Genomic DNA, 25,866 nt, shown 5'->3' with positions numbered 1-25,866 from the left:
ATCCGCCCTCACGGTAGAACGCCCGCAAACCTGCTCACCACTCCCCCGCCTCGTTCGTGATGACCTCGTAGCCACGAGGGGGTCGGATCAGCCGTGTCCCAGTCGCCCTATGCTGCGGCGATCACGTGCGAGCACATCTGATGGGGCGGTCATGTTCGACGCGGAAGAGTAATTGTCAACATCAGCGGCGTTGTTCAGGCCGCAATGGCTCGCGCGCCAGCAGGCCTGGGCGGATTCGACGAGCTTGAACACCATCACCGGCGCCGCGGCCGGGCTGCCGGCCCCGCGGGTGACTTTGGTCCTCAACTTCACGGTGCTGAAAGTGCTCTCGATGGGATTTGTCGTGCGCAGGTGCACCCAGTGCTCGGCGGGGAAGTCGTAGAACGCGAGGAGCTCGTCGGCCTCGCCGGTGACCTTCTTGGTCGCTTTCGGCCACTTCGCACCTTAGGCGTGCTCGAAGTCCCTGATCGCCTTGTCGGCGTGATCAGCAGGTGCTGCTGGCCTACCAGGCCGGGAGCGATGAGGGCGACCTGTGCCCAGTCGTACCAACGGTGGCCCTTCGCACTGCGTCCGGCGGACAGCTTCTGCCAGCCCGGCTTGGGGATCTTCTTGGTCAGGTGGTCAGCGCGGGCGCGCTCTATCATCCGGTGGGCGAGCTGCGGCTTCGTCGCGAAGAGCAACTCCTCGGGAACGGCGGCCTGCCGGCAGCGTTCCGGGTCGCTCGTCCAGGACTTGGGCAGGTAGAGCGCACGGTCGACAGCAGCATGTCCGTGCCTGGAGGTACAGGTCAGGTAGACGGCGACTTGCGCGTTCTCGATCCGCCCGGCGGTGCCGGTGTACTGGCGCTGGACTCCGACGGTGCGGTTGCCCTTCTTCAGGTCGCCGGTCTCGTCGACCACCAGCACGGCCTGGTCGTCGGCCAGGTGCTCCAGCACGAACGCACGCAGGTCGTCGCGAACGAGGTCGACGTCCCATTTCAGAAGCTGTTGTCTTTCCGGACGTGATCGCCGCGTTTCCGCTGGTCGAGCGTGGGGTCGGTGATTCGGTGGGAGCAGTGGCCTGTCGTGCTGTCGCTCCCCGGGAGGTCGTGGATGCCGTCGGTGGTCGGGCTGTTGGAACAGCGTGAGCTGGGTGCTCGCCGTCGGGTGGGCGAGCTGCGGGAGGAGGCCGACCGTATCCAGGCCGAGCTGGCCGTGGCCGAGCGGGAATGGAAGGAGTGGGCCATCGCCTGCTCGCGGGTCGGCGAGGTGCTGGCCCCGGCGGGTGAGAGCGGGCAGGACCACGCCCGGGTCGAGGGGACCGCGCCGGCCGCCGGGGAGCTGACCGGAAAGACGTCGCAGGTGCCGGATGCGGCGAAGACGAAGTCGCAGGTGCCCATGTGGCGTGAGGGGTTGGCCTGGTCGGTGCTGTCGGTGGACTACCAGCGCATCCTGCAGGCCCTCGCGGACCGGGACCGGCTCCGTCAAGGGCCGCTGACCTGCCAGGAGATGGCTGCGGCGTTCGGCATGGACGCGGTGCCGGCACGGGTGGAGGCGCTGCGGTCGAAAGCGAAGCCTGGTCGCGCGCGGCTGGCTGGCCGAGCCCGCGCCGGGCAGGTTCACCCTCGCGCAGGCCGTGGCCGGGCCAGGCGGCGGGTCATGAGCAGGATCATCGACCAGTAGACCATCGCCTCGGCGCTGGTGGTGCGGCGTTCGTAGTCGCCTGCCAGACGGCGGGTGCGCATCAGGTGGGCGAAGAGGCGCTCGACGATCCACCGCTTGGGCAGCACCACGAAGCCGCGCATGTCGTCGCTGCGTTTGACGATCGCCAGGACCAGGGCGAGCGCGGTGAGGCAGTACTCGACGAGGCTGCCGGTGTAGCCGCCATCGGCCCAGACGAGGGCCAGGCGGTGGTGGGCGTCGGCCACCTGCGCGAGCAGGACCTGGGCGGCGGTGCTGTCGCCGACATCCGCGGGGGTGACCATCACACCCAGGAGCAGGCCGAGGGTGTCGACCACGACGTGCCGCTTGCGCCCGTTGATGTTCTTGCCGCCGTCGAAGCCGCGGCTGTCCGCTCCGACGACGGCGTCCGCCTTGACGGACTGGGAGTCGATCACCCCGGCCGTCGGCTCCGCGTCCCGGCCCAGCTTCTCGCGGACCCGCGGCGCAACCGATCGTGGAACTCTTTGATCAGGGCGTTCTCGCGCCAGCGGCGGAAGAAGGCATAGACCCGGTCCCACGGCGGGAAGTCGGCGGGCATCGCCCGCCACTTGATCCCGTTGTCCACGAGATACCGGACCGCATCAAGTATCGCCCGGTGGCAGTACCCCTCGGGCCGGCCGCCCCGACCGTGCATCCAGCCCGGTACCAGCAGCAGCGGCCGGATCGCCGCCCACTCCGTATCTGTCATGTCCGTCGGATACCGGCGCTGCCGCTCGGGCCGGTCGGCCGCGTTGCCGTACACGTGCGCGAGGCAATCACACCATGGAGCAGCCGAGTTGGACTGCCCGGCCATCGGCACGGAAGACTGCAGCACAGGGGCCTCCTGGTGCTCTATGGATTCGACACCCACGAGCTGTTCAGGAGGCCCCGTCTTCATGCCCTCATCCCGCAGGATCACCCGACCGGGAACCCGCGTTCGACTACCACTGCTCAAGATCGAAAAGACAACAGCTTCTCAGCCCGAGCAGCAACTGCCCTGCGCGACATCGAGGTTCGACTCGGCTGAATCGTCCCGCAATCCGCGCCATCAGGTCCTCCCACACCGTCTGCCATCGGGCAGGTACTACGCTGTTCCCCGCGGCTACCGCAAGATCGTTAGCCTTCACAAACCGATGATCAGTAGTGGCCGCACCCATGCCCGCGCCGGCCTCCACCAGCGAGATCGCGAGACCACTATGGGTCTTGGATCTACGAGTCGAACCAGCGGTACCAGATGGGCGCGCCGACGCCTGCGTGCCAGCTCTCGTGAGCGGCACGGCGCTGTTCGGGCGTTGTCAGCGACTCCTCGTGGGCCAGCCAGTCGAGGTACCACTCCGCGAACGTCGAGGCTCGGCGGCCATCGTTGAGCAGCGGGTTCAGGCGATCGCACGTTGCACGCCCGTCGAACCACATGGTCCCTCGCATGGGCCCGCTGACCACGAGAAGCGTGTAGAAGCCGCAGCCGTCGTCGTGGAGAAAGACGGCCCCGGTGACCCGAGCGGCTTCGATCGCATAGGCGACCTCCTGCCAGGCGTTGTGATCAGCTTGGTAGGCCGCATCGGACAGGTAGTCCTCCCGCTTCGGCTGGCGGTCCCACGCATCCTCGCATGCCGCCAACGCGGTGTCGTGGTCGGGAAAGGGGACATGCAGCTTCTCGTGGTCCCCATACCGAGCGCCTTCCCAATCCCAGCGCGACCCGTTGAAATGCAGCTTCCGCACCCGGCCGCCCGCACTGACATGCAGCAGGTACTGGCGGTAGTCCTCGGGGAACTGCACGCCGAACTGTTCCTCAGTCTGGCGCACCTGCGTCTCGCTCAGGACTTCCGGGAGCTCCTGTCTGCCGAGACCGGTGCTCTGCCGTGCGTAGAGAGCGACGGTCCGATCCCGCACCTCATCCCAGTTCACTGCCTGCATGCCCGGCAAGATAGCCGGTCGACCGACAGGTGCGTCAGCCTGACCCCGGCGCCAGCGGCCACCGCAACGGCCCGGTAACGGAGATCACGATCTCGGTCATGGAGGGTATTACTGAAGTCGAGTGCTGGGCTGAGGAGTTGGAGTCCGTCTTCCCTCGGGCGGCGGGCCGGTTCGGTCGTGCGGATCTGCGGTGGCGGATGCGGGACTACGTCGGCGGCCTGCTGGCGCCGGTGGGCCGCAAGAACGGCTGGCAACTGGCCGAGTATGCCGGACATCGTGACCCTGCTGGGCTGCAGCACCTGCTCAACGGTGCCCGCTGGGACGCCGATGCTGTGCGAGACGGCTTGCGCGAGTACGTCGGACAACAGCTCGGCCCGGACGGCGTGCTGATCATCGATGACACCGGGTTTATCAAGAAGGGCACCACGTCGGCCGGGGTGTCCCGGCAGTACACCGGCACGTCCGGAAAGATTGACAACTGCCAGATCGGTGTCTTCGCGGCCTACAGCAGCCACCGGGCATGGCAGAACCCTCGTCGATCGCGAGCTCTACCTGCCCAAGTCCTGGACCAAGGATCGAGAGCGGTGCCGGGAAGCGAAGATCCCCGTACGAGCGCACCTTTCCTACCAGGGGAGAGCTGGCCCGGGGCCTGGTCCGCCGCTGCATCGCCGCGGGTCTGCCCGCCGCCTGGGTGACTGCTGATGAAGCCTACGGACAGGACTGGTCATTCCGCCGCCTGCTCGAACAGCTCGACGGCGGCTATGTAGTGGCGGTGCCCAGGTCCCAGCAGATCAAGTCCTTGGCGGGCTTCTGACGCATCGACCAGCTCATCGAGGAAGCACCCGCCGACGCCTGGCAGACCCTCTCCAGCGGCGACGGGGCCCAGGGCCCGCGTGTCTACGACTGGGCCGCGGCCAAACTGCCCGCAACATCGTCTTCGACCCGGACCCACCCACCCATCACCGCTGAGTGACGGCCCGACGCAGCCTGTCCGATCCCAGCGAGCTCGCCTACTACCTCGCATACGCACCCGTCGGCGTCGAGATCGCCGAACTGGCTCGCGTTGCCGGCTCACGCTGGGCCATCGAGGAGTGCTTCCAGGCCGCGAAGAACCAGTGTGGCCTGGACGAATACGAGGCCCGACGCTACGTGGGCTGGTATCGCCACATCACCCTGGCCATGCTCGCCCACGCCTTCCTCGCTGTCCTTGCAGCCCATGCCCTGGACACCGCAAAGGGGGCAGCAGCAGCGACACCACCAGCCTCATCCCGCTCACCGTGGCAGATCCGGCGCCTACTGGACGCTCTCCTGTCCCATCCCAGACCCCACCAGGACCGACAACTGCACGCACTGAACTGGTCCCACTGGCGCAGACACCGTCAAGCCATCGCCCGCCGCTGCCACTACCGAAGAAGAACAAGCTCAGGACACGATTTCTGACTGGAGTACTACTGGAGTACTAAGCGCCTGCTCACCCCGGTGGTCACGAGGGGCCGGGGACGTTGTCGGTGGCGGCCGGTACGTTGCGATCATGGGTGTCTATCTGGTGAGTGTCACCGCGCAGGACTGGTCGCAGCCGGGGGAGGACGGGTACGGGGACATCGCCGCCGCGCTGGCCAGCGAGCTGGAGCGACGCGGACTGCCCCCTTATGAGCTACGGCAGGCCGCACGGGAGGCGCCGGGCTGGTTCGAGGAGAAGGTCAGCCCGTCCATGGACGGCTTCGTGGCGCTGTGCAGAACGCGGCTGACCGACGCGGAGCTGTCGGCCCTCCTCGACTGGAGCGTGCTGGTGCCGTTCGCGCTGGAGGAGGAGATCGTGCTCCCCGTCGGCACCGCGTACTCCGGCGAGGAGGCAGCGGTCGCCGGGGCCCCGCGGGTGCTCGCCCTGGCTGAGCGGCTGGCCGGTGCCGTCCAACTGCCCGTAGATGCGCTACCGGCGGGCGAGAACCTCGCACTGAGCCTGTGGTTCCTGGAGGGCGGGGCGGAGCGGACCGCCCGGGTGCGGCCGGGTCCGTGGGCCGAGGACCGGGACGCGGCCTTCTACGTGGCGCTCTACCTGCGCGCCGCCCAGTACTCACTGCGGTACGGCTGCCCGATGATCTACGTCTGAGCCACGGCGGCGGCCGACCGGCCGGAAAGACGTCACCCACGTACCGGGCGGTGCCTGCGGCCGCTCTGCGTGGAACTCGACCGAACCGACAGCCGTCCATCGATCCGGCGGTGAGGTCAACGCCGTAGAGAAACTGTGTTGAGTGCCCGCAAGAGCAGTGGAGAAACCAGGGAAATCGACCGTGTGTTCTTGCATTCGCCGGGCACGAGGAGCAACGGAGGTTGATAACTATGGTTCCCCTGCTTCTCGTTCTTCTGCTGGCTCTGATCCTGTTCGGCGCGGGCTTCGCGCTCAAGGCACTGTGGTGGATCGCCGTCATCGTGCTGGTCGTCTGGCTGCTCGGCTTCGTCATGCGCTCCGCGGACGCGGGCGGGCGCAAGGGACGCTGGTATCGCTGGTAACCCGCCATGCAGCAGCATGCCTGTGGGCTCCGGATGCACCCGGAGCCCACAGGCATGTCCTGGATCAGGACATCTCTCCGGGCAAACGGTGTAACTACCACCTTCCCGGGAACCGGGCCTCATAGCTGGGGCCCGGTGAGCAGTGGAACCTGCGCCTCCGAACCACCGGACCCCAGCCACCCCGACATCGCGCGCCGCGACGCTCTGCACCTCTGCCCTCCGGCAGCCCACCGTCTTACGCCGTGCATGAGTGAGGCGGCTGTCCGGTCCAGACAGCCGCCTCACTGTCCGTTTCCCCTGCCTGCTCAGCCCCGGACGACGCTCTGCGCCTGCGGGCCGATACGCGTGCAACGCGAGCCTCACCGTCCAACTCCACAACGACGGCGAGCAGTACCCCGTCGCCCCCACCGACGAGCACACCGAGCTCTCGTACTGGTTCGATGCCCGCTGCGCCGAGTGCGGCGCTCGAAACGGTGAGCCGTTCGTCCGCGTCGACGAGGACAGCCGGCCGCTCGGCAACCAGCGCGACGGCTTGCCCGTGGTCGACCTCGCGTGGCTGAACTCGCAGTGCGGGCCGTCTAACGTGGGGGTGCGACCTCGACGCACCGGCCGACGGCCCTCACCCGAGCTGAGCCGCCGACCGGCACGGCCCGCACCGTCTGGCCTTCCGCCGACGGTGCGGGCCGTCGTCGTTTGGGATACGAGATCTACCGCTTCGGTGGCTGGGAACTAACCGGCCCGGATGACAAGCAGCTCCTGGAGAGCTTCTTCGCCGAACTCCTCGCGTGACAGCAGAAGCCGACGCTGTGACCAGAGGTCTCGGGGCGCGGACCCGGCGCCCCCCTAACCATCCCGGCCGGCCTGGAGGGAGCAATCGTGGCACCGCCCACCCCCGAGTCCCTCTCGCCCCTGCGGTGGCACTGGATTCTGATGACCACCCGGCACGGTGCGGATCGTCTACTGGCCGCCCCAGCACCTGACCGGATACCGCAGTTTGAGGATGTTCGACCGCGACGGCTACGACATCGGCCGCCTGGTGTGGGTGGTGTGCGACACCGCCGCCTCGCCCGACCTGCTCGGCTACGCCCTGTTCAGCGCCTCGTGGACGTGAACCCCTCGCCGCGCCGCGCGCAGCTTCCGCAGGCCGCTGGCGCAGCTGGGCCCTGTTCCAGGACGGGTGGTACGCGCTCACCAGCAGGGTGTCGGCGGTGCGAGGCCCGCCGGTGGCGGCGGGCAGCACGTCAACGGTGATGGTGGTGAAACCGGCCTCGTCGAGCAGCTTGGTCCACACGTGCTCCTGGAGGACCCAGCGGCGCATCGTGGTGGCTTCGCCGTCCGGGGTCTTTGCCGGGATGTCGGCAGCCACTGCATCGGGCTGGGCGGGCGCCCCGTTCAGATGGTGGGCGAGGGTTGCGAACACCAGTCGCCCGCCCGGCTTGAGAGCGGTTGCCGCCGCCGGCAGCAGCTCGCGCGGTTCGGTGAAGTCCACGGCGCCGAAGACGCTGTACAGCACGTCGTACGTGCCGGTCATCGCCTGCAGGTGGGGCACCGCGCCGGACTGCACGAGGCGCAGGCGAGGGGCGAGGGCGGCGTGGAGGTCGGTTGCCATGGCGTGCTGGGCGGGCGAGGCGTCGACGGCGACGACCTGGGCCGGCTGTTGGTGAACCGCCAGGTGTGCTGCGTGCCGGGCTGCGCCGGCGCCGAGGTCGCCCACCCAGCGGCCGGTCAGGTCACCGAGGACCTCGGGGCCGGGCCCGGCGTCCTGGCCCCAGCTCCAGTAGAAGGTGCCGGGAACGGCGCGGTCACGGGTGGCGCGGGCGCGGCCGTAGTGGTGCCAGAGGTCTGCGGTGCTGGTGGTCACCCGGCCCATCCTGGGGGCCGTGACCGGGCCGCGGACCGGTTCGCTGAAATCTCACCCGGGAATGCTCTCGGGCCCCAGCCGTATGGCCGGGGACCGAGGAGCTCGCCGTTGCGGCGCGGTCAGTGCGCGCCTGTGCAGCGGGCGAGGCCAACCCGGATGGGCCTGGGCCGCTCCTCGGCGATCCGAGCGGTCGACGCTCGTACCTGGAGGGCACACCTTGAGGGGCGTGGTGACGTCGACTGGGCCACGAGGCAGAGCGGCGGTTGCCCGGGCCCGCACCGGGTGACGGGTGCCGCGACTGGCGAACGCACCAGCATCCTGCGGTACCGGCCGGGCTGGCTTGGTTGACGGGTCGGTACGGCGGCGTGCTCTGGGTGCGCCCGTACGGGCCACCGGACGTACACAGGACCTCGGCCACCGGTCGGGCCGGAACATGCGCGCGGCCGCCCCCGAGCCAGCGGGTTTTGGGCGGGCCGGGACAAAGGAAGTCTACGAATTCCGGCGTTCACTGCTTGGCTGCCTGTTCCTCGGTCTCGTCATGCGGCTCCTGGTGTTCCTCCACCAACTGCTCGATCTCCCGGGGGACTTCGTGCAGCACCTCCAGGACCAGGCCCCACGCCCGGTCCCGCAGTTCCTCCGGTACCTCGTCTTCGATCTTCTTCGCGAGCCTGTCGATCTCGAACCGGGCGTCATCCTCTGTGCCTGTGGTCGGCGCAGTCATCGCCGCCCAGGCAAACCGGCCCACCCCGGCCGCGATCCGGCCTATGTTGCCGAGCACCGAGCCCACATCCAATTGCGCATCCTCCCTCGGTGGTTGGTGTCCTGCCGCAGCAAGGCCCGGTCCCGTGTGCGGGGCGGGCCACCGAGTCGTTTCAGGTGGTGGCGGGCCAGGCCCGCAGCAGGGCGGCGATCTTCCCCGCGGTGCAGGCGGGGTCAAGGAGCAGGTCCTTCAGGGCGATGGCGTCCTCACGGCTGGGCTTGACGGAGATCCCGGCGGCCTCGAGGTACATGACGCCGGACGCGGCGGCGACGGCCACGTTGGAGCGCTCCAGCCAGCGGCACCGGCCCAATGTGTGTACCAGGGCGGCGGCTTTGGCGTAGGGGCCGTCGTAAACGGGCTGCTCGAACAGCTCGGCCCGGTGGCGGGCGACCGCGGAGAGGGGGACACCGTAGTCGTCGGGGGCCGGGTCGTTGGCTCCGGCGGCCTCGGCGACCTGCAGGATCCAAGGAACGTCGATGTGCAGTTCCATCAGGCGGCGCGCGCTCCGGGGGGCGTCTGCTGGGCTTGTTCCGCCTCGTCGAAGACCGATTGGTGGTCGGCCAGGAACCGGGCGGCGGCGTCCACCGCGCGGGCGCGCAGGCCGCTGGTGTCATCGTGCACGAGGCGGGCGAGGTAGTCGCCGATGCTCAGTCCGAGATCGGCTGCGCGTTTCTTCGCGAGTTCTGCGACGTCTTCGTCCACGCGCGCGCCCAGCTGTGTCTTCGCCATACCAGCATGGTAACAGCTGTTACCGCGATGGGTGGGCGACAGCGGCGGACCCTGTTCGACAAACTTGCGGTTCGGTTCCATGCGACGGTTCAGGTCGCGGCGGTTCATCAGTGGCTGTGAACCCTCAGCCTGCCGTCGTGCGGATGCCGCAGCAGCAAAGGACGGCCCTGCGGTCAATACGGAGGAAGGGCGCAAGTTCCTGGCGTTGGCGCGGCGCGGTGTGTATGGGGTTGCACCTTCCGTAGCGGCATGTGGTCCTGTGGACTTACGTCCCGATGCCTTGAGGAAAGGTCCCTGCTCATGCATTCGTCTTTCATGCCACCCCGCCAGGTCAAGATCGGTGACGCGGCGGCCTTCGCCGGCAGCACGCCACGGGCGATTCGCCATTACCACGAGATCGACCTCCTCCCCGAGCCTGAGCGAGGCGGCGATGACCGCCGCCGCTACAGGTACGAGGACATGATCCGCTTGCTGTGGATTCGCAAGATGGCCGATGCCGGGATCGCCCTGGACGACATCCGTGACGCCTTCACCACCGGCACGGCTTCCGCCGGCGCGGACAGCGGAGAAGATATCGCGGGCATCCTCGAGCGGTTGGAGGAAACCCTCGCCGAGCAGGAGGCGGAATTGCGGCGGCAACGGACCGCCGTGCAGCGGATGCGCACCGAAGGCAGCCGGATGGGCCTGCTCTCCGACTTCGTCACCGAACGCCTCAAGAGCCTGCCCGAGGGCTCCCTGCGTCAGGCGGACCTGGACAGTCTGCTGGTCACCGAGCGGATCTTCGGTCCGCTCGGCGCGGCCGTCCAGGCCACCCGCTTCGTCGCCCTGGCCACGCATCCGACTCTGCGGGAGGATTCCGACCGCCTCGATGACGCCGAGGAGGCACTCGATGACAGTGTCGCCGTCGATGATCCACGGGTGGCTCAAGTGGCCGTCGAGCGGCACGCCTTCGAAAGCGCCCTGCAGGCCGTCATCGAGGAGTCCGGCCTGGGTAAGGACGACGATGCCCTCTTCGACGCCTGGGACACTTTGCACCCTGCCACCGCCGGTGACGGCGAGGGCGAGGCCGACCTCGGCTCTGGCAGGCGGGAGGCTGACTCCATGAGCGTGTTGGAAGCCACCGGTAAGATGCCCTACGACTTCTCCCCAGCCCGCCTGCGCTGTATGGAACTGGCGGAAGAACTGTCTGCCCAAGACTCACCCGCTACCTGAAACACGGCTTAGGTGTTGCGGGTCAGGACGTTGGCGACATGAGTTGTTGGCAGATCAGATCGTGAGCAAGATGCGCCGTCGCGAGCAGGTCCTCGCGAGCCGTGTCGACGTTGGACCGCACTGACATCCGTGCCAGACACATTGGATGAGCCCGGTCACGACCGCTGCGTTGGTGCCCGCGGCTAGTTCCCCGTTTTGGATCGCTCGTTCGATGCGCACGAGGAGGGCCTGCTTGTTCGAGCTGTGCAGCTCGGCGACGTAGGCGCTGGTATCGAGCGTGCTCGTGCTGTCGGTCATCACGGCGCTGCTGATGAGACATCCGGGGTGCGTGGCGCTTGGCTGGGTGAACTCGTGGACCGAGTCGGTGAGGATGCGTTCGATGACCGTCTGGACGTCCTCCTGGGCGACAGCCTGCTGGTAGATCTCGCGGTAACGCTCGGCGTAGGTCCGCACCGCTTCCTCGAACAGTCCAGCCTTGCTGCCGAAGGCGGCGTAGAGGCTGGAGGTGGAAAGCCCGAGGGTCGCGGCGAGGGTGCGGGTCGAGGTGCCCGAGTAGGGTGGCCGCCTGCCGCATCACCTGCGGCGCACGCCTCGGGCTGCCGAAGCCGCGCAGGACCCCGTTCCGAGCCCCCCTCAGACCACCAGTTGCAGTCGTCACACAAGTGCGGGTGACTGTCCCCCCTCTCGGCGCCAGTCGACCGGGACGCCGGCCTTCCACCGGTCGTCGGTGAACTTCTGTCCGCAGTCCGCGCGCAGCGGACGCTGAGCCTCACCTTCGGCTGCCTCCTGCACTTGGCGGCGCCGCGTGTGTCTTCGGCACGGCGGGCGAGGGCAGCCTCCCGGCGGGGGTTGCCGACGGTTCTGGCGGTCTTCGCGGCCGAAGCGCCAGACCTCGGGCCCGGCCGGGCCGTGTCGCGCAGCAGCCAGCGTGATTGCCACGATCGTCATCCTCCCCCGGCCCCGGTCCAACTTAAGTCCGGCGGCGCCAATCCTGACGTGGTGAGCAGGCGCAGCTCCTGCCTTGAGTGCGGCCGCGACGCCGACGGCGACAAGTCCCGGCTCCGCGACGTGTTCTCGCTCCGCCAAGGAGGACCCAGGAGCGCGTCTACGGAACTGCGCTCGTCGACGTCGAGAGCATTGTCCGGTGGACCTTCTGCCTGACCGGGAGGCGGACACGCTGGCGGCCTGGCTCGCCGAGCGGCCCGGCATCGAGGTCGTCTGCCGCGACCATGCTCCCTTCTTCGCTTAAGGCGCCACTCGCGGGGCCCCGCAGGCCCTCCAGGTCGCCGATCGGTGGCACCTATGGCACAACCTGGGCGAAGCCGCCGAGAAGTGTGTCTACAGGCACCGCGGCTGGAATAGTTGTCACCTGGGCGCGGTATCCGTCATCTGTGGCTGGCAGCCAGATCTCGCGCGGGCTACTTCATCGTGCCGCGGTGGGTTCTGGTGGGGCAGCAGCGCCTGCGCGCCGCCTTCCGTGGGGCAGTCAGGCTCGTCCACGAGGCGAAGAGCGGGCTACCGCACAGGTGAGGCGTCGAGCAGCGCGAGGGCGTTGCGGACGCCCTGGTCGAGGGCGTCGTCGGCGAGCTTGCGGTCGGCCAGGGCTCGGGAGAGTTGCAGCGTCCCGACCATCATGGCGAAGACGCTGAGCGCCTGCGCGCGTGCCGAGGGCGGGTTGTCGGGTGCCAGACGGGCTGCGATGTCGTCGATAACGGCCAGCATGCCCCCGGTGAACGCCTGCTTGGTCGCGTCCGTGCAGCGGCCGATCTCGTCGAGTAGGGCGGCGGTGGGGCAGCCGTTCTCGGGGTCGTCGCGGTGTCCGGGGGACAGGTACGCGCGGACGAACTGTTCGAGCCCGGCGCGGCCATGCGCCAGCGTTTCAAGGCTGGCGTTCTGCATGCCCAACTGGTCGGCGACGGCGTTCGCGACGAGATCCTCCTTGGAGGCGAAGTGGGCGTAGAAGGCGCCGTTGGTCAGGCCCGCGTCCGCCATGAGCGTTGAGATCCCGGAACCGTCGATGCCGTCCTTCTTGAACCGGCGGCCGGCCGCGTCGATGATCCGCTGCCGCGTCGCCTGCTTGTGGTCTTTCGTGTAGCGCGCCACGCACTCCTCCTCGCCGCTCCGGCCGCGAGGCCGCTTGCCGACTCCCATCCTAGAGTAATTGCATTACGATCATAATTCAATCGCTGAGGAGGCCCGGCCCCAACATGACCACAAACCGGCCGGTAGCACTCGTGACCGGAGCATCGTCAGGCATCGGCAAGGCGGCCGCGCTCGCGCTCGTCGACGCAGGATTTGAGGTCGTGACCAGCTCGCTGACCACCAGCTGGGTGAGGTCCCTGGCGCGTGCAGGCACGGGCAGGTGATGGTCGGCGTGGGCCTGGTCGAGGAAGACGACGGCGTGGTGGCGGGCGTCGGCGATACAGCCGCCCTCTCCGTCCAGGGCGTAGCCGGCGCGCATCAGGTGCTCATCCGGCCCCGTACAGCCGTCACCATCGCTATGGATCCCACGTGGCGCCCTCAGTCCCCCGTCGCCACGGCGATGGGGCAGAATCGTCCGCGCGCGCCTGCCCGAGCAAGTCTGAGCGCAGTCGAGGAGACGGTGACCGACGACCAGAGGGCCGACCGGTCCACCGGCTCTCCTTCGAGCCCGAAGTGGTCGACAGCGTCCCCGTCGTGACCATGCGGGGCGAGATCGACCACGACGTCAAGGGCGTCCTCAGCACAGCCCCGATGTCCGAAGACAGCACGGTGCCGCCGCGGATCCTGGTGGACCTCAGCGGTGTGACCTTCATGGACTCCAGCGGCGGCAACGTCTTCGTCGCCGCCTACCAGCAGGTGAGTGAAACGCAAGGGTGGCTGCGCATAGCCGGCGCCCAGGGATCCGTCCTGCGCGTCCTGCAGCTGGTCGGCGTCGACACCATCCCTTGCCCCCCATCGAGCAGGCCCTGAACGCCTGACCGCTCTACTCGGGCTGGTCCCCGGCTTCTCCTCGATGTGAGCGCCGCCGCACCGCCGCGTCCAGCTCCTGGCCCACCGGCTTCGGCAGCGGCTGCCCCACGCGTTCCGTCGGCCTGGGCCGCTGTTCGCGGGAGGTCGTCATGACTGGTCTCCACGCAGGGGCAAGGTTCCCAGTACGCCTGCCCGCACCGGAACAGTAAGACGCCCTCAGCCCGACGCGAAGATCACATGCAGGTGTAGGGAGGGCTCCTCACCGGGCACGGTCGGCGAAGAGCCCGAGAGGCTGTCTCCCCAACCCCTCCCCTGCCGAGTCGCCCTCCCATCCCCGCTCGCACTCGCTCCGTACAACCACTCCGCGTGGATCGGGGCCGCCGCCAGGCGGCCCCATGTGGTCATCGCCTCCCGGAGCCCTGGGGGTCGCGTTCGGGCATGCGGCTCGGGTGGGCGAGTCGGCCGGTCGCCGCCTCGGCGAGCCAGTCGGCCCACCGGCTGATGAACTCGTCCAGGTCCCCGATGACAAGCAGGGTGAAGGGCCAGACCGCCTGGTGCATCATCATCCCCGGAGCGACGGCGGCGCGGGATTCGTGGTGAGGGTCGAACGCGAAGGGCTCCCGCCAGGCGCTCGCTCAACCGATCGCCCAGGGGACGACCAGCGCCGCACCCTGTCCGCATTCGTCGTGCAGTCGGGGCGCGGCGGCTGAGTGACGTCGTCCTAGTCCAGCGGCAGCACCCGGTAGGTCAGGCTGTAGGAGTAGTCGGTCCCTTTGACAATCTTGGCCAGGTTGGTCGTGCCGACCCGGCTGTCATTGAGCTCGAATACGCCCAGCTTGTCGTCCGGGTCGATGACATCGGTGTCCTGCTCCCACAGTTCGAGGGAAAGGATCGTGCCGCCCTCGAAGATGAACCGCTCGGGATCCACTCCGCTGTAGTCGATCGTGCCCCGTTCACGGCAGACTGAAGTGGGGATCGCGACACCACCGTCGAGTTTGATGTACAACTCGTCCTCGCCGTTCTCCGAGATGTTGGTGCAGCGCAGGGTCAGCAGCTGGACCTTGTACAGCTCCCCGGGCTCGGGCGGCTGAGCGGCCGCGGCCGCCGGGACGGTCAGAGTGAACGCGGCCGCGAGGCCCACGGCCCCGGTGGCAAGGCGACGGCGCGTTGTCGATCGCATCTGGTTTTCCTTCCCCGTGGTGAATCGGTGGTCACGCCGTGGGCCCGCATGGCCACTCGGCCCGCTGCCCCGACGTGGCAACACCTTCACCTGTCCCCGCGCCGCGGCACAGAGCAGTCGACTACTCCACCGACGCAGGCCACTACTCCGTGCCGACCTGCCTTCCGGACGAACCCGCGCTCCCTTTCGGCCAACCGCGTGCCACCCCGGCCGCTTTCGACGGCCGGCGTGCCACGCTGCGGGCCACACGCCGTGGGCGAACCATCCGGTTGGGGGCCGGATCGCCCCGGCGCCGAGGGGGACCCACGGTGGACAGGGGTTTGGGGAGCGGCCGCCTGCATTTCGCCGGCCGGGACACGGAAATGGCGGCGCTCCGCCGCGCGCTGCGCCGACCGGACTGCAAAGCGGTGGTGATCACAGGAGCGCACGGGGTGGGCAAGAGCCGCCTCGTCGAGGAGTTCTCGACCGGGGCGGGCGGTCGCGGCGGCCACCGTGTCGTACGCGTCCAGGCGACGCACAGCGCCCGGGCGCTGCCGCTGTCGGCGCTGGCGCCGCTGCTGCCCCCGGACGTGTACGCCGAGGAACCGGCGGAGTTCATCCGCCGGGTACGGCGGCGGATGGCCGCGCACCGCGTGTCCGCCCCCCGCACCGTCCTGGTCGTCGACGACATCCAGCTGCTCGATCCCACGTCACTGGCGCTGATCGCACTGCTGTTGGCGGACTCCTCGCTCTTCCTGGCCGTAACCCTCCCCGACAGCGCCGACTGGCCCGACGTGCTGCAGTCGCTGTGGCGGGAGGACGCCTTGCGCCACATCGCGCTGTCGCCGCTGGGTGAGAAAGAGAGCGCCCGGCTGCTGATCTCCACGATGGGCGGGCCGGTCGCCGCACCTGCCCTGCGGGCCCTGTGCGAGGCCAGCGGCGGCAACCCGCTGTGCCTGAGGGAACTGCTGCGAAGCGCCCTCGCTGACGGGCGGCTGAGCCCCGTGCACGGCGTGTGGTGCCTCACGCGGCCACTCGCCGCGGTGCTGCCGGGCACCCTGCTCGACGTACGGCTCCGGGAACTGGCCGGTCCGCAGCGGACCCTGATGGAACTCCTCGCGGTATGCGGGCCGATCGGGCTGCGGGACGGCCTGGCCTACGTCGATGCGGACGCCCTGGCCGAGCTGGAGCGGCAGCAACTCATCGAGTCACGCCTCGACGGGCGCCGCGAACAGCTCACCCTCGCCCACCCGATGCACGCACGGCTGCTGCGCGCCGGCATCACCCGGCTCCGGGCCCGGACCCTGCTGCTGGACCAGGCCGGCCGGGTACGCGGGCACGGCGCCCGGCGCGCCGGTGACCCCCTCGCGCTGGCGGGCTGGGAACTGGAGGCCACCGGCACCGCCGATCCCGCCCTGCTGGTGCGGGCCGCGGCGCAGGCTCTGCACGCCGATGACGTGGACACCATGTGCCGGCTGGCACGCGCCGCGCTGGTACACGGTCCCAACATCCGGGCCGGGCTGATGCTCGGCGAGGCCCTGGGACAGCGGGGCGAGTTCGACGAAGGGATCGCCGTCCTGGAAGACGCCTTCGCCGCTGCCCGAGAGCCGTACCTGCACACCGCCGGCCTCACCCTGGCCGTCCACCACTTCTATGGGCCCGGCAACATGACCCGCGCGCTGGCCGTACTCGACGAGGCCGGGCGCCGCGGCGGTCCGTGCGCCGAGATGGCCGCCTGGGAGGCCACCCTGCTGGCCGCGGCGGGGCGGACCGCGCGGGCCCGCACCGTGCTCGACCCGTGGCTGCCGCTGCCGGACGGACTCGAGCCGTCCGACTCCGGTGTACTGCTGCTCCAAGCCCGCCTGAGGGTGGAACTGTCCTCGGGACGGCCCGAGGACGCTGTCCGCAGCGGCCGCGCGGCCCATGCAGCGCACCGCATGCTCACCGACCGGTCGGCGGTTTTCTATCCGGCGCGCAGCCTCTACCTCGTCGCGGCGGGCCTGCTGGAGGCGGGCCGGTTCGATGAGGCGGAGCGGGCCGCGTCCGAGGGGCTCGAGGCACTGCTGCCCTCACCGGTGCCCGCGCTGGTCGTCTGGTTCGGCTGGGTGCGGGGGCGGATCGCGCTCGACCGGGGCCGGTGTGCGCAGGCAGCCACCCACTTCCGTGAGGCCCGGGCGCAGGCCCATCTGTGCAGACACAGATTCGCCGAGCAGCGTGCGCTCGCCGGGCTGGTGCTGGCTGAGGCATACGCCGGTCGCTGCGCCCCGGAGACGGCCGCACTCGCCCCCGGCTCCACCGACCCGTACTCCCCGCTCGCTCAGGCTGACACGCTGCGCGCAAAGGCCTGGTCGTTGCGGTGCCGGGGGCGCCGCCCCGAGGCGGAAGCCGTCCTGCGCACCGGGGCCGAAGAGGCTCGGGCCGAAGGGGAGTTCGCCGGCGCTTTGACACTTGAACACGATCTGCTCCGCTGGGGCGACCGGGACGCGGCCCCTCGCGTACGCGCACTGGCCGAGGACGCCCAAGGACCCTACGCGGCGGCTCGTGCCGCCCATGCGCGCGCGGTGGCCGACGGTGACCCGGACGCGCTGGTGGTCGTGGCCGACGCCTGGACGGCGATGGGCGCGCTGCTCCTGGCTGCCGAATGCCTCGCCGAAGCGGCCGCACTGTGGCGCGCATCGGGCGGCACGGCCTGGGAGGGGGCCGGCCGACGGGCCACAGCCCGCGCCCACTCGTTGCGACGGCAGTGCGAGGACGCGGCGACCCCTGCGCTGGCGGACCTGTCTCCGGCGGCGGAACTCAGCCCGCGCGAACGGCAGATCGCGCAACTGGCGGCTCATGGGCACACCAGCAGGGAGATCGCCGACCAGTGCGGTCTGTCAGTACGGACGGTCGACAACGCGCTCGGCCGGGTCTACCGCAAGCTCGGCATCCACGACAGGGGAGGTCTGGGGCAGGTATGGGCGTTCTGACGGCGTCAACGGCGGCAGGCGGTGCCGGGCCGGTCAGTCGGCGCGGCGGCCGAGATGTCCCGGGACTGCGTCGCCGGAAAGATCCGGGGCCATGCCGTTGCAGGACCGCACAGTGGAGCGGAAGCGCTTGCCTGGACACACTGGTGGAACACCGAGCACCCAGGCGCTGTCCGGCCGTACGCCGCTTGAGGGCGCTGTCACGTTGGCTGACCGGGCGGGATGACCTTCTTGCATGATCGTGTCGCAGGGGGCTGTCCGTGGGAGCCGTCTTGCTGTCGTTCAAGGGGCACGAGTACCCGGTCGAGGTCACCTTCCACAGCGTGTGGCTGTACTTCCGCTTCCCGCTGCCAGTCCGCGAGGTCGAGGAGCTCATGCTCGAGCGCGGAACGGAGCAACGCCGTGCCATTCGCGTTGAGATGTTCTGCCGCACGGCCGCGACCGGGTCGCGCAGCCGGATGATGACATTGCGACGCACGTCGGTTGCTACGACGGATCAGCGCCGCGTGCGGGCGGTCGACGGCGTCGACTACGCCCAGGTCGTCACCGAGAGGCTGGAGCGGTCACCGCAGTCGGTGGTCCGGGAGGTCCTCGGAGAGCGGCCTTCGGGTGGGGTGCTGCAGAAGATGCGCGAAGGGCGAGACTCAGACCGAGGCGTCCTACACGCGCCGGACTGCGAGGAAGCGCCGCAGGGGGCGCCTCTGCACGATGTGGACCGCGCCCTGGACGTGGCGGAGCATCCGAGTACCCGGCTGTGCACGCAGTGCGGGGCTGCCCAACAGCTGACGCCGCTCCTGCGGGGCTTCGACCACATCGACGACACCTGACCGCAGGCCGTCGAAGCAGTCAGCGACCGGCCCGGCAGACGTAGACGGTGAGCAACAGCGCCTTCATCGCGGCCCGAGCCTGTTCGGCGTGCAGGCCTTTGCCGATGGCCTCCAGAACCCCGGCCGCCGACACCCGCACGGCACGGGGCAGGCCGTCAACGCACTCCCCCACCCGGTGGAGCGCACTGATTGGACTCCACCCCGTCCTCGCCGGGCGTCCAGAGCGGTTCGGCAGGGTGCATGGTGCCGTCGTCACCCTCGCTGGTCACGAGGTCGTACAGGCCGGTGGTCGAAGCTCGATGAGTCCGAACGCCCTTTCCGGACTACCCGATTCCCGATGCGGTTTGGGCGAGCATGAGAGATCATCTGCCTACCTACAATTCGAACATGGAGGCGCATACCCATGAGACCGATGCGTGCCGTTCTGCTCGCCGTGACCACCGCCCTTGCCCCAGCCCTCCTCTTCACCGCCCCGGCGCACGCCAACGGTTCGGCGGCCCCTGTCGCCGCCACCGTCGCGTCCATGTCCGACACACCGGTGGACGAGATGTCGCAGGACGAACTGCGAGCAGCAATCGCCGCCATCCTGGCGCACGAAGACACCGGCCGAGGGGTCGCCCGAGAGGCCAATAAGGCACTCAACGGCACCGTGGATGACATGCGCACCTTCTTAAAGACCGGCTACCGACTGGCCCAGGCCGAAGACGACCAGGTCGCCATCGCTCGCATCCTCTACACAGCAACGCAGAACAAAGACAAGCGAGTCATCAACGAGGCCAACAAACTCCTCGAAACCCGCTCCCCGGAGGAGATGCGCGCCTGGCTGAAGACCGGCTACCGACTGGCCCAAGCCGAGGACGACGCCGTCCACATCGCCCGCATCCTCTACACAGCAACGCAGAACAAAGACAAGCGAGTCATCAACGAGGCCAACAAACTTCTCGAAACCCGCTCCCCGGAGGAGATGCGCGCCTGGCTGAAGACCGGCTACCGACTGGCCCAAGCCGAGGACGACGCCTTCTACATCGTTCGCATGCTCGCGGCTCCGAACATCAGTGATGCCCTGCGCGCCGCAGCAAACGCAGCCCTGGACGACGGCTCTCCTGAAACCCTGCGCTACTTCCGTCAGGTGGGGCAGTACGAGGTGGCCGGTTAGGCAAAGCCGGTGTCATGCCCTGCCACTGATCGAGTGACGGCTGAGCCGATGCAGTCCAGTTGTCGCATAGGCAGGCTTGCTGTCGCTGTGACCAAGGCTGCATGCATTGGACTTGACCAGCTGAACACCGATGCCACCGAAGCTGGTTGAGGCGGCCAGGGGTTGTCAGTGTCTGATGGCAGGATCACCGGCATGGTTTTCGTGCGTACTACTCCGCCGCGGCCCGTGGACGTGACCGCGGTCTTTCCTGAGCTGGCGCCGTTGGCGCGTCCCGCGATCCGGCTGCACCCTCGTCCCGGGTCTCCTTCGGTCGGGGAGAGCTCGGTCGGGGGGGCCGTTGCTGTGGCCGGCTGAGGAGCCGTGGCCGCACTGCGAAGCCTCGCACCTGCACGTGGACAGCGGGTTCCGCCAGTCGCCGGCCGACGTGCGGCTCATCAGGCGCATGCGGGCCCGGTGGCACGGTGATCACGGTGGTCCTGCGACAACACCCGAGGAGGAGGAGGAGGCAAAGCAGCGGAACGCCGCGATGCTCGCGGAGCGACGCACGGCTCCGGCACATAGCCCTCACAGTTCACCTCGTACGGCTCCGGCGGTGTGGCGAGGATGTCGACGACCTCGGCGGCGGACCGCCAGAACAGCGCGGTCGACGGCTTGTAATCCGGATCATGGTCGTAGGGACACCAGAGAACCTGGAGCAGATCGGCCTGTCCGGGTGGCCGCAGCAGGGGTATGTCGCGCAGATACAGCTGGGCCACGGGCAGTTTCACCGGAGAGGGCAGCGAAACGCTCCGCGCGGGATCTCGGAAGATCCTTCTTTCGCGGCGTAGTGCTCAAACAGGGAACGCAGAGGCGGGTGGACGGAGTGCCGTCGGGCGGGGGCAAGATCGGTGATCGCGGTTTGGACGTCGTCCTTGGTGATCTCTCTCAGGTCGGTGATCCCGGATTCTGCCCAGGTCTTCAGGGTTGGATGCACGTTGTGGACGTAGCTGTAGATCGTTGCGGACGCGAGCGAAGGGTTGGATCGACTGCCCTGGCCCAGGAGGACGTCGATCCAGATGTGTACGGCCTGGTCGAACGGAGCGGGGAGCGAGGCCGCTACTTTTCGGGCGCGGAGCAGGTACGCGTCTCGTGCTGGTTCCGCCCTGAGGATGCCGCGTTGGCGGAGGAAGCAGATCACTCGCCGGCCGTTGTGATGGTCGCTCAGAGTCGCGATGGCCTTGACGTCCACTTCGTCGATGGGGGCCGCGGCGCCGAGGTGAGCGGTCAGGACGCGCAACGTGCGGAGGCTTCCGGTTCCGGCGTAGCGGGGGTCGACTCCCTGATCGCGCAAGTAGTCGGTGAAGTCGCCGTACAGCGCCCTGGCCATAGGGGTGAGCGCGTACTCGTCGTCGGGGCGAAGACGGCTCCAATCCCGGGGTGGCGTCGGAAACAGCTCCAGTTGACTGGGGTCGATCACATGGGGCGAGGTGGGACGACGGGCGAGCGTGTCCTGCCTGAATCGCCTCCGCTTGACCTTGAGCCGCCCCTCGGGACTGCCACTGAAGTACCTGTCGCTCCTGCGCAAGGCGAACTCGCGGCCGAACCAGAGCTGGTCGCCACCTGCCAGAGAGATGCCGCTGACATCGAACTCGGTTTCCTTCAACAACAAGGTGCAGAAGCGACACTTCCCCTGCTTCAGCGGCAGGTGGCGTTGACAGCGCTCACAGGCGGACACGTCGGGATGGAGCTGACGCCAGCCGCGGCATCCGAAGCACAGGCGCTTACGGTCGTTTGCCCAGGCCAAGCAGTGAGCGCAACTGCCGAGCCCGGGGCCCTGGTGACGGGGCATCCCCCTGCCCTTCAGTTGGGAGGCATCGAGCGACGCCGGCCTCCGCTGCCGGGTTTGGGGACCGGGCGGACTTGCTCCGCGCTCGCGCCCTCACCGGCGACTCGCCCACTCCGAGGCCGAAGGAGTCGCCGCAGCGACCGGCTCGGCCTCCATCAGGTCGGCGACGGTGCAGTCCAAGGCGGTGCAGATCATGTCGAGGTCATCGAGTCGGACGGTGATCGGCTTGGACGACCACAACGCTGCCGTCTTGCTCAGCGATGGGTTGAAGCCGACTTATTGGAAAGCGGCGAGTAGCTGGGTGGGCCGCCAGATGTCGCGGCGGGCAGCGGCCCAGCGCAGGTTCCATTTCATCGGTTCACGTCTCCGAGCTCAGCCGGCGAGCTGCTCGCCGGGAAGATTCCAGGCACTGGCGCTCCGGGTCGCCCTTCGCTGTCGCGAGGTAGCCGACCGTCGTAGTCGCCCAGGTGTGTCCCAAGAGGACCTGTACGTCCCAAAGAGGCATGCTGGCCTCGTAGTTATGGGTGGCGCAGGCATGGCGCAGAAGGTGCGGGAACAACTCCTGCACCGGTCCCTTCAGGTGCTGCTTCGAAGCTGCTTTGAGCACCCTGCGAAAGCTGTCTGGAAGGAGGGCAGGCGACGTCGGCAGGTTCAGCGCGGCGATCGCGCTCGGTACTCGCTCCGACGGGAACAGCGGCGCGTGCGGGTCGGTGGGGTCGTCGCAGAACTCCCCACGGATCTCTTCGACGTACCACCACAGCAGGTCACGTCCCTCCTGAAAGAGGAAGGCCTCGCGCTCGCGAGGCCCGGATCCTTTCGATCCTTTCCCATGTACGAGGAACCGCCCCCATTGACCGTTCTCCCAGTGGATGTCGCCGATCCGGATGCCGCAGAGCTCCGCGGCACGTACCCCCGAGATGTAGGTGAGCTTGCTCATCACGTAGTTCCGGGCTGCCACCGGGTACTTCCGCTCGCCCGGCAAGGACTCCCGCCAGGAGGCGAAGAACTCCTTCATGGCGCGCGCCGAAGGCGGGATGCGCAGGCCGAAGTCCCAGCGATGGCACGGTCGGTTGAAGGCGTCGATGGGGGACTCGACTGCAGCACCGAAGCGACGAAGGATCTCACCGGCGTATCGCTGCTCAAGGAAAGCGAAGAAACCGTCGATCCGTGTGATCTTCGATCTCGTGGTGGATTGCTTCGGCGCCTTGCCCGGGCCGGCGAAGTATCGGTCGAGGTCCCGCGGCGTCAGGCGCCACGGCACGGTGTCGTAGAAAGCGCAGATCTGCAGGACGGGTTGCACTAGGTGTATGAGGCCGTGACGTTGGTGACACGTCGGTCGAGGGCTGCGGCGGGTGGTCGACCGCCGATTGCTCCGTGAGGGCGGTGGTAGTTGTAGTGCACGTTCCAGGTGGCGAGAGCGTCGGAGCGTTGTTGTTCGGAGGTCCAGGTGCGGGCATAGAGGAACTCTTCGGCCAGGATGCGGTTGTACCTCTCCACCTTCCCGTTGTGCTTCGGTGTGTAGGGCTTGGTGCGCTTGTGTTTGGCACCGAGCAAGGCTCTGGTGAAGGCGTCGGCGCGGTAGCAGGCACCGTTGTCGGTGACGATTCGTTCGATGTGGGTGATGCCGTGCATGGCGAACCACGCCCGTGCGCGGTGCAGGAATCCGACTGCTGTTGCGGCTTTCTCGTCCGGCAGTGGTTCGGTGTACGCGAGACGGGTGCGCCCGTCGACGACGGAGTGCAGGTACACGTATCCACGTTTTCCGGTCCTGGTCTTGGTGCGGGCTGCGGCGCGGGCTCGGTCGGAGTCGCGGCCGTGGGCGCGCCAGCCGCCGCCGTCGGGGATGCGCCCGACTTTCTTGACGTCGACGTGCACCATGTGCCCGGGCCGCTTTGCAATGATCGCGCGTGGTTTGCGGTTGGAGTCACCGTCGGGGTCGATGAATCTTCGCTGGTTCAACCCGAGCTGCCCCAGTACCCGAGTGACAGTACGGCGGCTGATCGTGACGCCAGTCTGGTTGAGTTCGAACGCGATCCGCGCCGCGGACCATTTGTGCTCCCGCCGCATCGACTCAATCTGCTCCACGACATCGGGCGGCGTCGCGGTCGGTTGGTGGTGCGGGGTCGACGAACGGTCGAGGAGGCCGATGTCGCCGTGCTTGCGCCACTGGTTCACCCACTTCGACGCGCACGCCCGCGAGATACCCATCTCGGCTGCGACGTGCGAGATCGGACGAGTCTTGCACCGTTCGATCAGACGGCGACGCCCCTCGATAGACAGCGGTGCATTGGCATGAGTTCTCACCTGTCCGTACCCTTGCCGTGGCACGTTACGGATTGGGCGAGCCAGTCGCTGAGAGCGCGAGACACACGCGACGGCGTTTCGACAGGGGCAAGGTGCCCAACCTCGCCCAGCACGGTCACGCGTGGACTCCCGGGGAGCCGGTCTTGCAGTTGAGCTGCCTGGTCGACAGGAATCCAGGGGTCCTGCTCGCCCCAGCCGATCGTCACCGCGCAGCTCACCTGCTGCAGGCGTTCCGCGACCGGCCTGGTGTGTTCAGGCCGGAGCGCAGCGATCTGACGGTAGAAGGCCGGCTGACCCGACGCCCCCAACCACGGCCGACTCAAAGTATCTACCCAACCGGTTGTCAACTGGTGGCGTGCCGCACCGGCGATGTACTCCTTGACCAAGGCTGTGTGGAGCGTGGCTGGGAGTTCCGCGAACACGTCGGCATGGTCGGCGACCAGTCGGAAGAACGGCGATCCCCACGGATCGAGTGTCACCACGTCCCAGAGGAACAGACCCGCGTACTCACTGTCGTGAAGCAGATGAGACCCGAGTGCCACGGCTCCTCCGATGTCGTGTGCGACGACGTATGGCCTGTCCAGGCGCCAGTACGTGAGCAGCTGAGCGAATCGTGACATCTGGGAGGCAAGATCGATCGGTACTGCCGGATCCTTCGGTGATCTGCCGTAGCCGGGCATGTCCCACATGAACACCCGATACCTGCTGCTTAGGTGCCGTGCAGCCTCCGCCCATACCTGTGACGACCACGGCGTGCCATGGCAGAACACCACATCTCCCAGCGGAGCCCCCCGCTCGGGGACCAGTACGTATGTTGCGACGCTTGCCCCGTCGACGGTGATGTGGACAGGATCCGGCAGCCGCGATTCCCTCGTATTCATGCGATGAAGCTAGAACCTCAGGTCAACCTGAGGTCAAGCAGGGATAATGGCCCCCATGAAGATCGGAGAGGTCGCTCACCGTCTTGGAGTAGCGGTGCATGTGCTGAGGCACTGGGACGATGTAGGTGTCGTCGTGCCCGACCGCACACCGTCAGGCCAGCGCGACTACAGCGAGGAGCACCTTCACCGCTTGCGGGTTCTGCGGGCATGCCAGGGCGTCGGCATGAGCCTGCCGGAGATCCGGCAGGTTCTGCACCGAGGTGAACCCGAGAGAACGGGCGTGATCGAGCGGCAACTCCACAGGATCCGGACGCAGCGAGCACAACTCGAGGATGCCGAACGATTCCTCGTGCACGTGATCAACTGCGAGCACGACCTACTCACAAGGTGCGATGCGTGCACGAGATATGCCGCAAGCGTCCCCCTGCAGGAGGACGAGCACGTGACGCCGTCAACAACGCCCTGACCCGCAACAACTAGGGACTCCAACGTCACAGGCGACAGGCCTGCGACGTCACGAGCCCACAGGTACTCGGCGATCGCGTCCTGGAACAGCCCTCGCTCGTCAGTTGGCTCAGAGGTCTCTTCTGCTCGGCGCTGCAGCGTACGCACGTCTGCGAGACCAGGCTCCAGGTGTTCCTGAGCGCCCGGCTCGTCCTCAACCTCGTCGCTGCTTCCGCCTGTGATGACGGAGAAACGGCGAGTTCCGGAATCCGCCACGAGCCCGAAAATTACGGGCCTCACTGCAGGAATCTGCCAGTGATCGTCAGAACCTCACACCATCGAGTGGAGCTCCCATGAGACCTCTTGACCAGGGTGAACAGGAGGCTCGTCGACGCGAAGACCCTCCGGGAACCCACTGGATCTCCACCATGTTGCCCGCCGGCACCCGCTCGGCGGACCTGCGCCGGCTCGGCCACCGCAGCCAAGGTTCTCCAGGCTGAGATATGTCTCATGAGACAGGCCATACGGCATCGGACCGATGAGCGCCGACCATCGCCCGTCACCGAGAGCGGCTTTCTCCACTGCGGCGGATTCTGGAGATGACGGGTGCCGATGAGGTTCTGCAGTCTTCTGCACCGTTGTCGAGGCGGAGGTGGCCCTTGAGGTCCGGGGCAAATGCCGCTGGT

At 68.2% G+C, this 25,866-nt stretch carries 30 protein-coding genes and 5 pseudogenes; 14 read left to right on the top strand and 21 right to left on the bottom strand.

Annotation, left to right across the window (positions count from 1 at the left end):
• Window positions 1-210 precede the first annotated feature (210 nt).
• Both ACGFNV_RS36180 and ACGFNV_RS36175 read right to left on the bottom strand, forming a co-directional pair.
• Window positions 211-444: pseudogene (locus ACGFNV_RS36180) on the bottom strand (transposase); the annotation flags it as partial.
• Between the two features lie 89 nt (window positions 445-533).
• Window positions 534-980: pseudogene (locus ACGFNV_RS36175) on the bottom strand (transposase); the annotation flags it as partial.
• A 111-nt stretch (window positions 981-1,091) separates the two neighbouring features.
• Between ACGFNV_RS36175 and ACGFNV_RS36170 the strand changes: the two are divergent.
• Window positions 1,092-1,661: a hypothetical protein gene (locus tag ACGFNV_RS36170; protein WP_393628466.1), complete on the top strand. Its 570-nt coding sequence runs from the start codon at window positions 1,092-1,094 to the stop codon at window positions 1,659-1,661.
• Here ACGFNV_RS36170 and ACGFNV_RS36165 read toward each other — a convergent pair.
• The 3 genes from ACGFNV_RS36165 to ACGFNV_RS36155 all read right to left on the bottom strand — a co-directional run bounded on the left by ACGFNV_RS36165 (window position 1,598) and on the right by ACGFNV_RS36155 (window position 3,593).
• On the bottom strand, window positions 1,598-2,095 hold the full coding sequence (locus tag ACGFNV_RS36165; protein WP_393628464.1) for a transposase: 498 nt from the start codon (window positions 2,093-2,095) through the stop codon (window positions 1,598-1,600). The two genes, ACGFNV_RS36170 and ACGFNV_RS36165, sit on opposite strands and share 64 nt — an antisense overlap.
• Window positions 2,092-2,514, bottom strand: a complete 423-nt coding sequence (locus ACGFNV_RS36160) for a transposase (RefSeq protein WP_393628462.1) — start codon at window positions 2,512-2,514, stop codon at window positions 2,092-2,094. The genes ACGFNV_RS36165 and ACGFNV_RS36160 overlap by 4 nt, the downstream gene beginning before the upstream one ends.
• 374 nt (window positions 2,515-2,888) lie before the next feature.
• The gene (locus tag ACGFNV_RS36155) at window positions 2,889-3,593 is read right to left on the bottom strand and encodes an SMI1/KNR4 family protein (RefSeq protein ID WP_393628460.1); all 705 of its coding nucleotides are present in this window, start codon (window positions 3,591-3,593) and stop codon (window positions 2,889-2,891) included.
• Between the two features lie 98 nt (window positions 3,594-3,691).
• On the opposite strand from ACGFNV_RS36155, the gene ACGFNV_RS36150 reads away from it, so the two are divergent.
• The 6 genes from ACGFNV_RS36150 (at window position 3,692) to ACGFNV_RS36125 (ending at window position 7,215) form a co-directional block, all read left to right on the top strand.
• The gene (locus ACGFNV_RS36150) at window positions 3,692-4,288 is read left to right on the top strand and encodes a transposase (RefSeq protein ID WP_393628581.1); all 597 of its coding nucleotides are present in this window, start codon (window positions 3,692-3,694) and stop codon (window positions 4,286-4,288) included.
• A complete protein-coding gene (locus ACGFNV_RS36145) occupies window positions 4,231-4,407 on the top strand; it encodes a transposase (RefSeq protein ID WP_393628579.1) in 177 nt (58 codons plus the stop codon). The genes ACGFNV_RS36150 and ACGFNV_RS36145 overlap by 58 nt, the downstream gene beginning before the upstream one ends.
• Before the next feature lie 155 nt (window positions 4,408-4,562).
• On the top strand, window positions 4,563-5,033 hold the full coding sequence (locus ACGFNV_RS36140; protein WP_393628459.1) for a hypothetical protein: 471 nt from the start codon (window positions 4,563-4,565) through the stop codon (window positions 5,031-5,033).
• Between the two features lie 91 nt (window positions 5,034-5,124).
• Entirely contained in the window at window positions 5,125-5,703 is a 579-nt protein-coding gene (locus ACGFNV_RS36135; RefSeq protein ID WP_393628457.1) for a hypothetical protein, read from the top strand.
• Between the two features lie 230 nt (window positions 5,704-5,933).
• On the top strand, window positions 5,934-6,104 hold the full coding sequence (locus tag ACGFNV_RS36130; RefSeq protein WP_133931976.1) for a hydrophobic protein: 171 nt from the start codon (window positions 5,934-5,936) through the stop codon (window positions 6,102-6,104).
• Between the two features lie 946 nt (window positions 6,105-7,050).
• The gene (locus tag ACGFNV_RS36125) at window positions 7,051-7,215 is read left to right on the top strand and encodes a hypothetical protein (RefSeq protein ID WP_393628590.1); all 165 of its coding nucleotides are present in this window, start codon (window positions 7,051-7,053) and stop codon (window positions 7,213-7,215) included.
• 60 nt (window positions 7,216-7,275) lie between these two features.
• On the opposite strand, the pseudogene ACGFNV_RS36120 reads toward ACGFNV_RS36125, so the two are convergent.
• The 4 genes and pseudogenes from ACGFNV_RS36120 to ACGFNV_RS36105 form a co-directional block, all read right to left on the bottom strand.
• Window positions 7,276-7,974: pseudogene (locus ACGFNV_RS36120) on the bottom strand (class I SAM-dependent methyltransferase); the annotation flags it as partial.
• Between the two features lie 496 nt (window positions 7,975-8,470).
• Window positions 8,471-8,752 carry a hypothetical protein gene (locus ACGFNV_RS36115; protein WP_393628456.1) on the bottom strand — a complete coding sequence of 94 codons (282 nt, stop codon included), beginning with the start codon at window positions 8,750-8,752 and terminating at the stop codon, window positions 8,471-8,473.
• Between the two features lie 85 nt (window positions 8,753-8,837).
• Window positions 8,838-9,215 (bottom strand): fic family toxin-antitoxin system, toxin component, encoded by a 378-nt coding sequence (locus ACGFNV_RS36110; RefSeq protein ID WP_393628454.1) that lies wholly within the window; start codon window positions 9,213-9,215, stop codon window positions 8,838-8,840.
• Window positions 9,215-9,454: a hypothetical protein gene (locus ACGFNV_RS36105; protein WP_133931978.1), complete on the bottom strand. Its 240-nt coding sequence runs from the start codon at window positions 9,452-9,454 to the stop codon at window positions 9,215-9,217. Before ACGFNV_RS36105 ends, ACGFNV_RS36110 begins: the two co-directional genes overlap by 1 nt.
• Before the next feature lie 300 nt (window positions 9,455-9,754).
• Between ACGFNV_RS36105 and ACGFNV_RS36100 the strand changes: the two genes are divergently transcribed.
• Window positions 9,755-10,666: a MerR family transcriptional regulator gene (locus tag ACGFNV_RS36100; RefSeq protein WP_393628452.1), complete on the top strand. Its 912-nt coding sequence runs from the start codon at window positions 9,755-9,757 to the stop codon at window positions 10,664-10,666.
• A 54-nt stretch (window positions 10,667-10,720) separates the two neighbouring features.
• On the opposite strand, the gene ACGFNV_RS36095 is transcribed toward ACGFNV_RS36100, so the two are convergent.
• Together ACGFNV_RS36095 and ACGFNV_RS36090 are read right to left on the bottom strand one after the other, a co-directional pair.
• Window positions 10,721-11,119, bottom strand: coding sequence for a hypothetical protein (locus ACGFNV_RS36095; RefSeq protein ID WP_393628450.1), 399 nt, complete (start codon window positions 11,117-11,119; stop codon window positions 10,721-10,723).
• A 1,062-nt stretch (window positions 11,120-12,181) separates the two neighbouring features.
• Window positions 12,182-12,769, bottom strand: a complete 588-nt coding sequence (locus tag ACGFNV_RS36090; RefSeq protein WP_393628448.1) for a TetR/AcrR family transcriptional regulator — start codon at window positions 12,767-12,769, stop codon at window positions 12,182-12,184.
• A 104-nt stretch (window positions 12,770-12,873) separates the two neighbouring features.
• Between ACGFNV_RS36090 and ACGFNV_RS36085 the strand changes: the two are divergent.
• Both ACGFNV_RS36085 and ACGFNV_RS36080 read left to right on the top strand, forming a co-directional pair.
• Window positions 12,874-13,008 (top strand): annotated as a pseudogene (locus ACGFNV_RS36085) (SDR family NAD(P)-dependent oxidoreductase); the annotation flags it as partial.
• Between the two features lie 340 nt (window positions 13,009-13,348).
• Entirely contained in the window at window positions 13,349-13,618 is a 270-nt protein-coding gene (locus tag ACGFNV_RS36080) for an STAS domain-containing protein (RefSeq protein ID WP_393628577.1), read from the top strand.
• A gap of 13 nt (window positions 13,619-13,631) precedes the next feature.
• On the opposite strand, the gene ACGFNV_RS36075 is transcribed toward ACGFNV_RS36080, so the two are convergent.
• The 3 genes from ACGFNV_RS36075 to ACGFNV_RS36065 form a co-directional block, all read right to left on the bottom strand.
• Entirely contained in the window at window positions 13,632-13,769 is a 138-nt protein-coding gene (locus ACGFNV_RS36075) for a hypothetical protein (protein WP_393628446.1), read from the bottom strand.
• A 250-nt stretch (window positions 13,770-14,019) separates the two neighbouring features.
• The gene (locus ACGFNV_RS36070) at window positions 14,020-14,184 is read right to left on the bottom strand and encodes a hypothetical protein (protein WP_393628444.1); all 165 of its coding nucleotides are present in this window, start codon (window positions 14,182-14,184) and stop codon (window positions 14,020-14,022) included.
• 155 nt (window positions 14,185-14,339) lie between these two features.
• Window positions 14,340-14,798, bottom strand: a complete 459-nt coding sequence (locus ACGFNV_RS36065; protein WP_393628442.1) for a hypothetical protein — start codon at window positions 14,796-14,798, stop codon at window positions 14,340-14,342.
• 38 nt (window positions 14,799-14,836) lie between these two features.
• On the opposite strand from ACGFNV_RS36065, the gene ACGFNV_RS36060 reads away from it, so the two are divergent.
• Together ACGFNV_RS36060 and ACGFNV_RS36055 are read left to right on the top strand one after the other, a co-directional pair.
• Entirely contained in the window at window positions 14,837-17,746 is a 2,910-nt protein-coding gene (locus ACGFNV_RS36060) for an AAA family ATPase (protein ID WP_393628440.1), read from the top strand.
• A gap of 257 nt (window positions 17,747-18,003) precedes the next feature.
• On the top strand, window positions 18,004-18,570 hold the full coding sequence (locus tag ACGFNV_RS36055) for a DUF6233 domain-containing protein (RefSeq protein ID WP_393628438.1): 567 nt from the start codon (window positions 18,004-18,006) through the stop codon (window positions 18,568-18,570).
• 19 nt (window positions 18,571-18,589) lie between these two features.
• On the opposite strand, the gene ACGFNV_RS36050 is transcribed toward ACGFNV_RS36055, so the two are convergent.
• A complete protein-coding gene (locus tag ACGFNV_RS36050; RefSeq protein WP_393628436.1) occupies window positions 18,590-18,742 on the bottom strand; it encodes a hypothetical protein in 153 nt (50 codons plus the stop codon).
• Window positions 18,743-18,982: 240 nt separating this feature from the next.
• Here ACGFNV_RS36050 and ACGFNV_RS36045 point away from each other — a divergent pair, with 240 nt between their 5' ends.
• On the top strand, window positions 18,983-19,726 hold the full coding sequence (locus ACGFNV_RS36045) for an ALF repeat-containing protein (protein ID WP_393628434.1): 744 nt from the start codon (window positions 18,983-18,985) through the stop codon (window positions 19,724-19,726).
• A gap of 434 nt (window positions 19,727-20,160) precedes the next feature.
• Here the strand turns inward: ACGFNV_RS36045 and ACGFNV_RS36040 are convergent, their stop codons facing one another.
• The 6 genes and pseudogenes from ACGFNV_RS36040 to ACGFNV_RS36015 form a co-directional block, all read right to left on the bottom strand.
• Window positions 20,161-20,493: a hypothetical protein gene (locus ACGFNV_RS36040; RefSeq protein WP_393628432.1), complete on the bottom strand. Its 333-nt coding sequence runs from the start codon at window positions 20,491-20,493 to the stop codon at window positions 20,161-20,163.
• Entirely contained in the window at window positions 20,490-21,509 is a 1,020-nt protein-coding gene (locus ACGFNV_RS36035; protein WP_393628431.1) for a hypothetical protein, read from the bottom strand. The genes ACGFNV_RS36040 and ACGFNV_RS36035 overlap by 4 nt, the downstream gene beginning before the upstream one ends.
• A gap of 56 nt (window positions 21,510-21,565) precedes the next feature.
• Window positions 21,566-21,905 (bottom strand): annotated as a pseudogene (locus ACGFNV_RS36030) (helix-turn-helix domain-containing protein).
• Between the two features lie 4 nt (window positions 21,906-21,909).
• On the bottom strand, window positions 21,910-22,851 hold the full coding sequence (locus ACGFNV_RS36025) for a tyrosine-type recombinase/integrase (protein ID WP_393628429.1): 942 nt from the start codon (window positions 22,849-22,851) through the stop codon (window positions 21,910-21,912).
• Window positions 22,851-23,855 carry an IS481 family transposase gene (locus tag ACGFNV_RS36020; RefSeq protein ID WP_393628427.1) on the bottom strand — a complete coding sequence of 335 codons (1,005 nt, stop codon included), beginning with the start codon at window positions 23,853-23,855 and terminating at the stop codon, window positions 22,851-22,853. The genes ACGFNV_RS36025 and ACGFNV_RS36020 overlap by 1 nt, the downstream gene beginning before the upstream one ends.
• On the bottom strand, window positions 23,852-24,736 hold the full coding sequence (locus tag ACGFNV_RS36015; protein WP_393628425.1) for an alpha/beta fold hydrolase: 885 nt from the start codon (window positions 24,734-24,736) through the stop codon (window positions 23,852-23,854). Before ACGFNV_RS36015 ends, ACGFNV_RS36020 begins: the two co-directional genes overlap by 4 nt.
• Before the next feature lie 46 nt (window positions 24,737-24,782).
• On the opposite strand from ACGFNV_RS36015, the gene ACGFNV_RS36010 reads away from it, so the two are divergent.
• On the top strand, window positions 24,783-25,202 hold the full coding sequence (locus ACGFNV_RS36010; protein ID WP_393628423.1) for a MerR family transcriptional regulator: 420 nt from the start codon (window positions 24,783-24,785) through the stop codon (window positions 25,200-25,202).
• Window positions 25,203-25,866: the final 664 nt, after the last annotated feature.

The sequence above is a fragment of the Streptomyces sp. NPDC048751 genome, from assembly GCF_043198595.1.
GTDB lineage: Bacteria > Actinomycetota > Actinomycetes > Streptomycetales > Streptomycetaceae > Streptomyces.
This window is presented reverse-complemented; position numbering and strand designations above follow the sequence as displayed.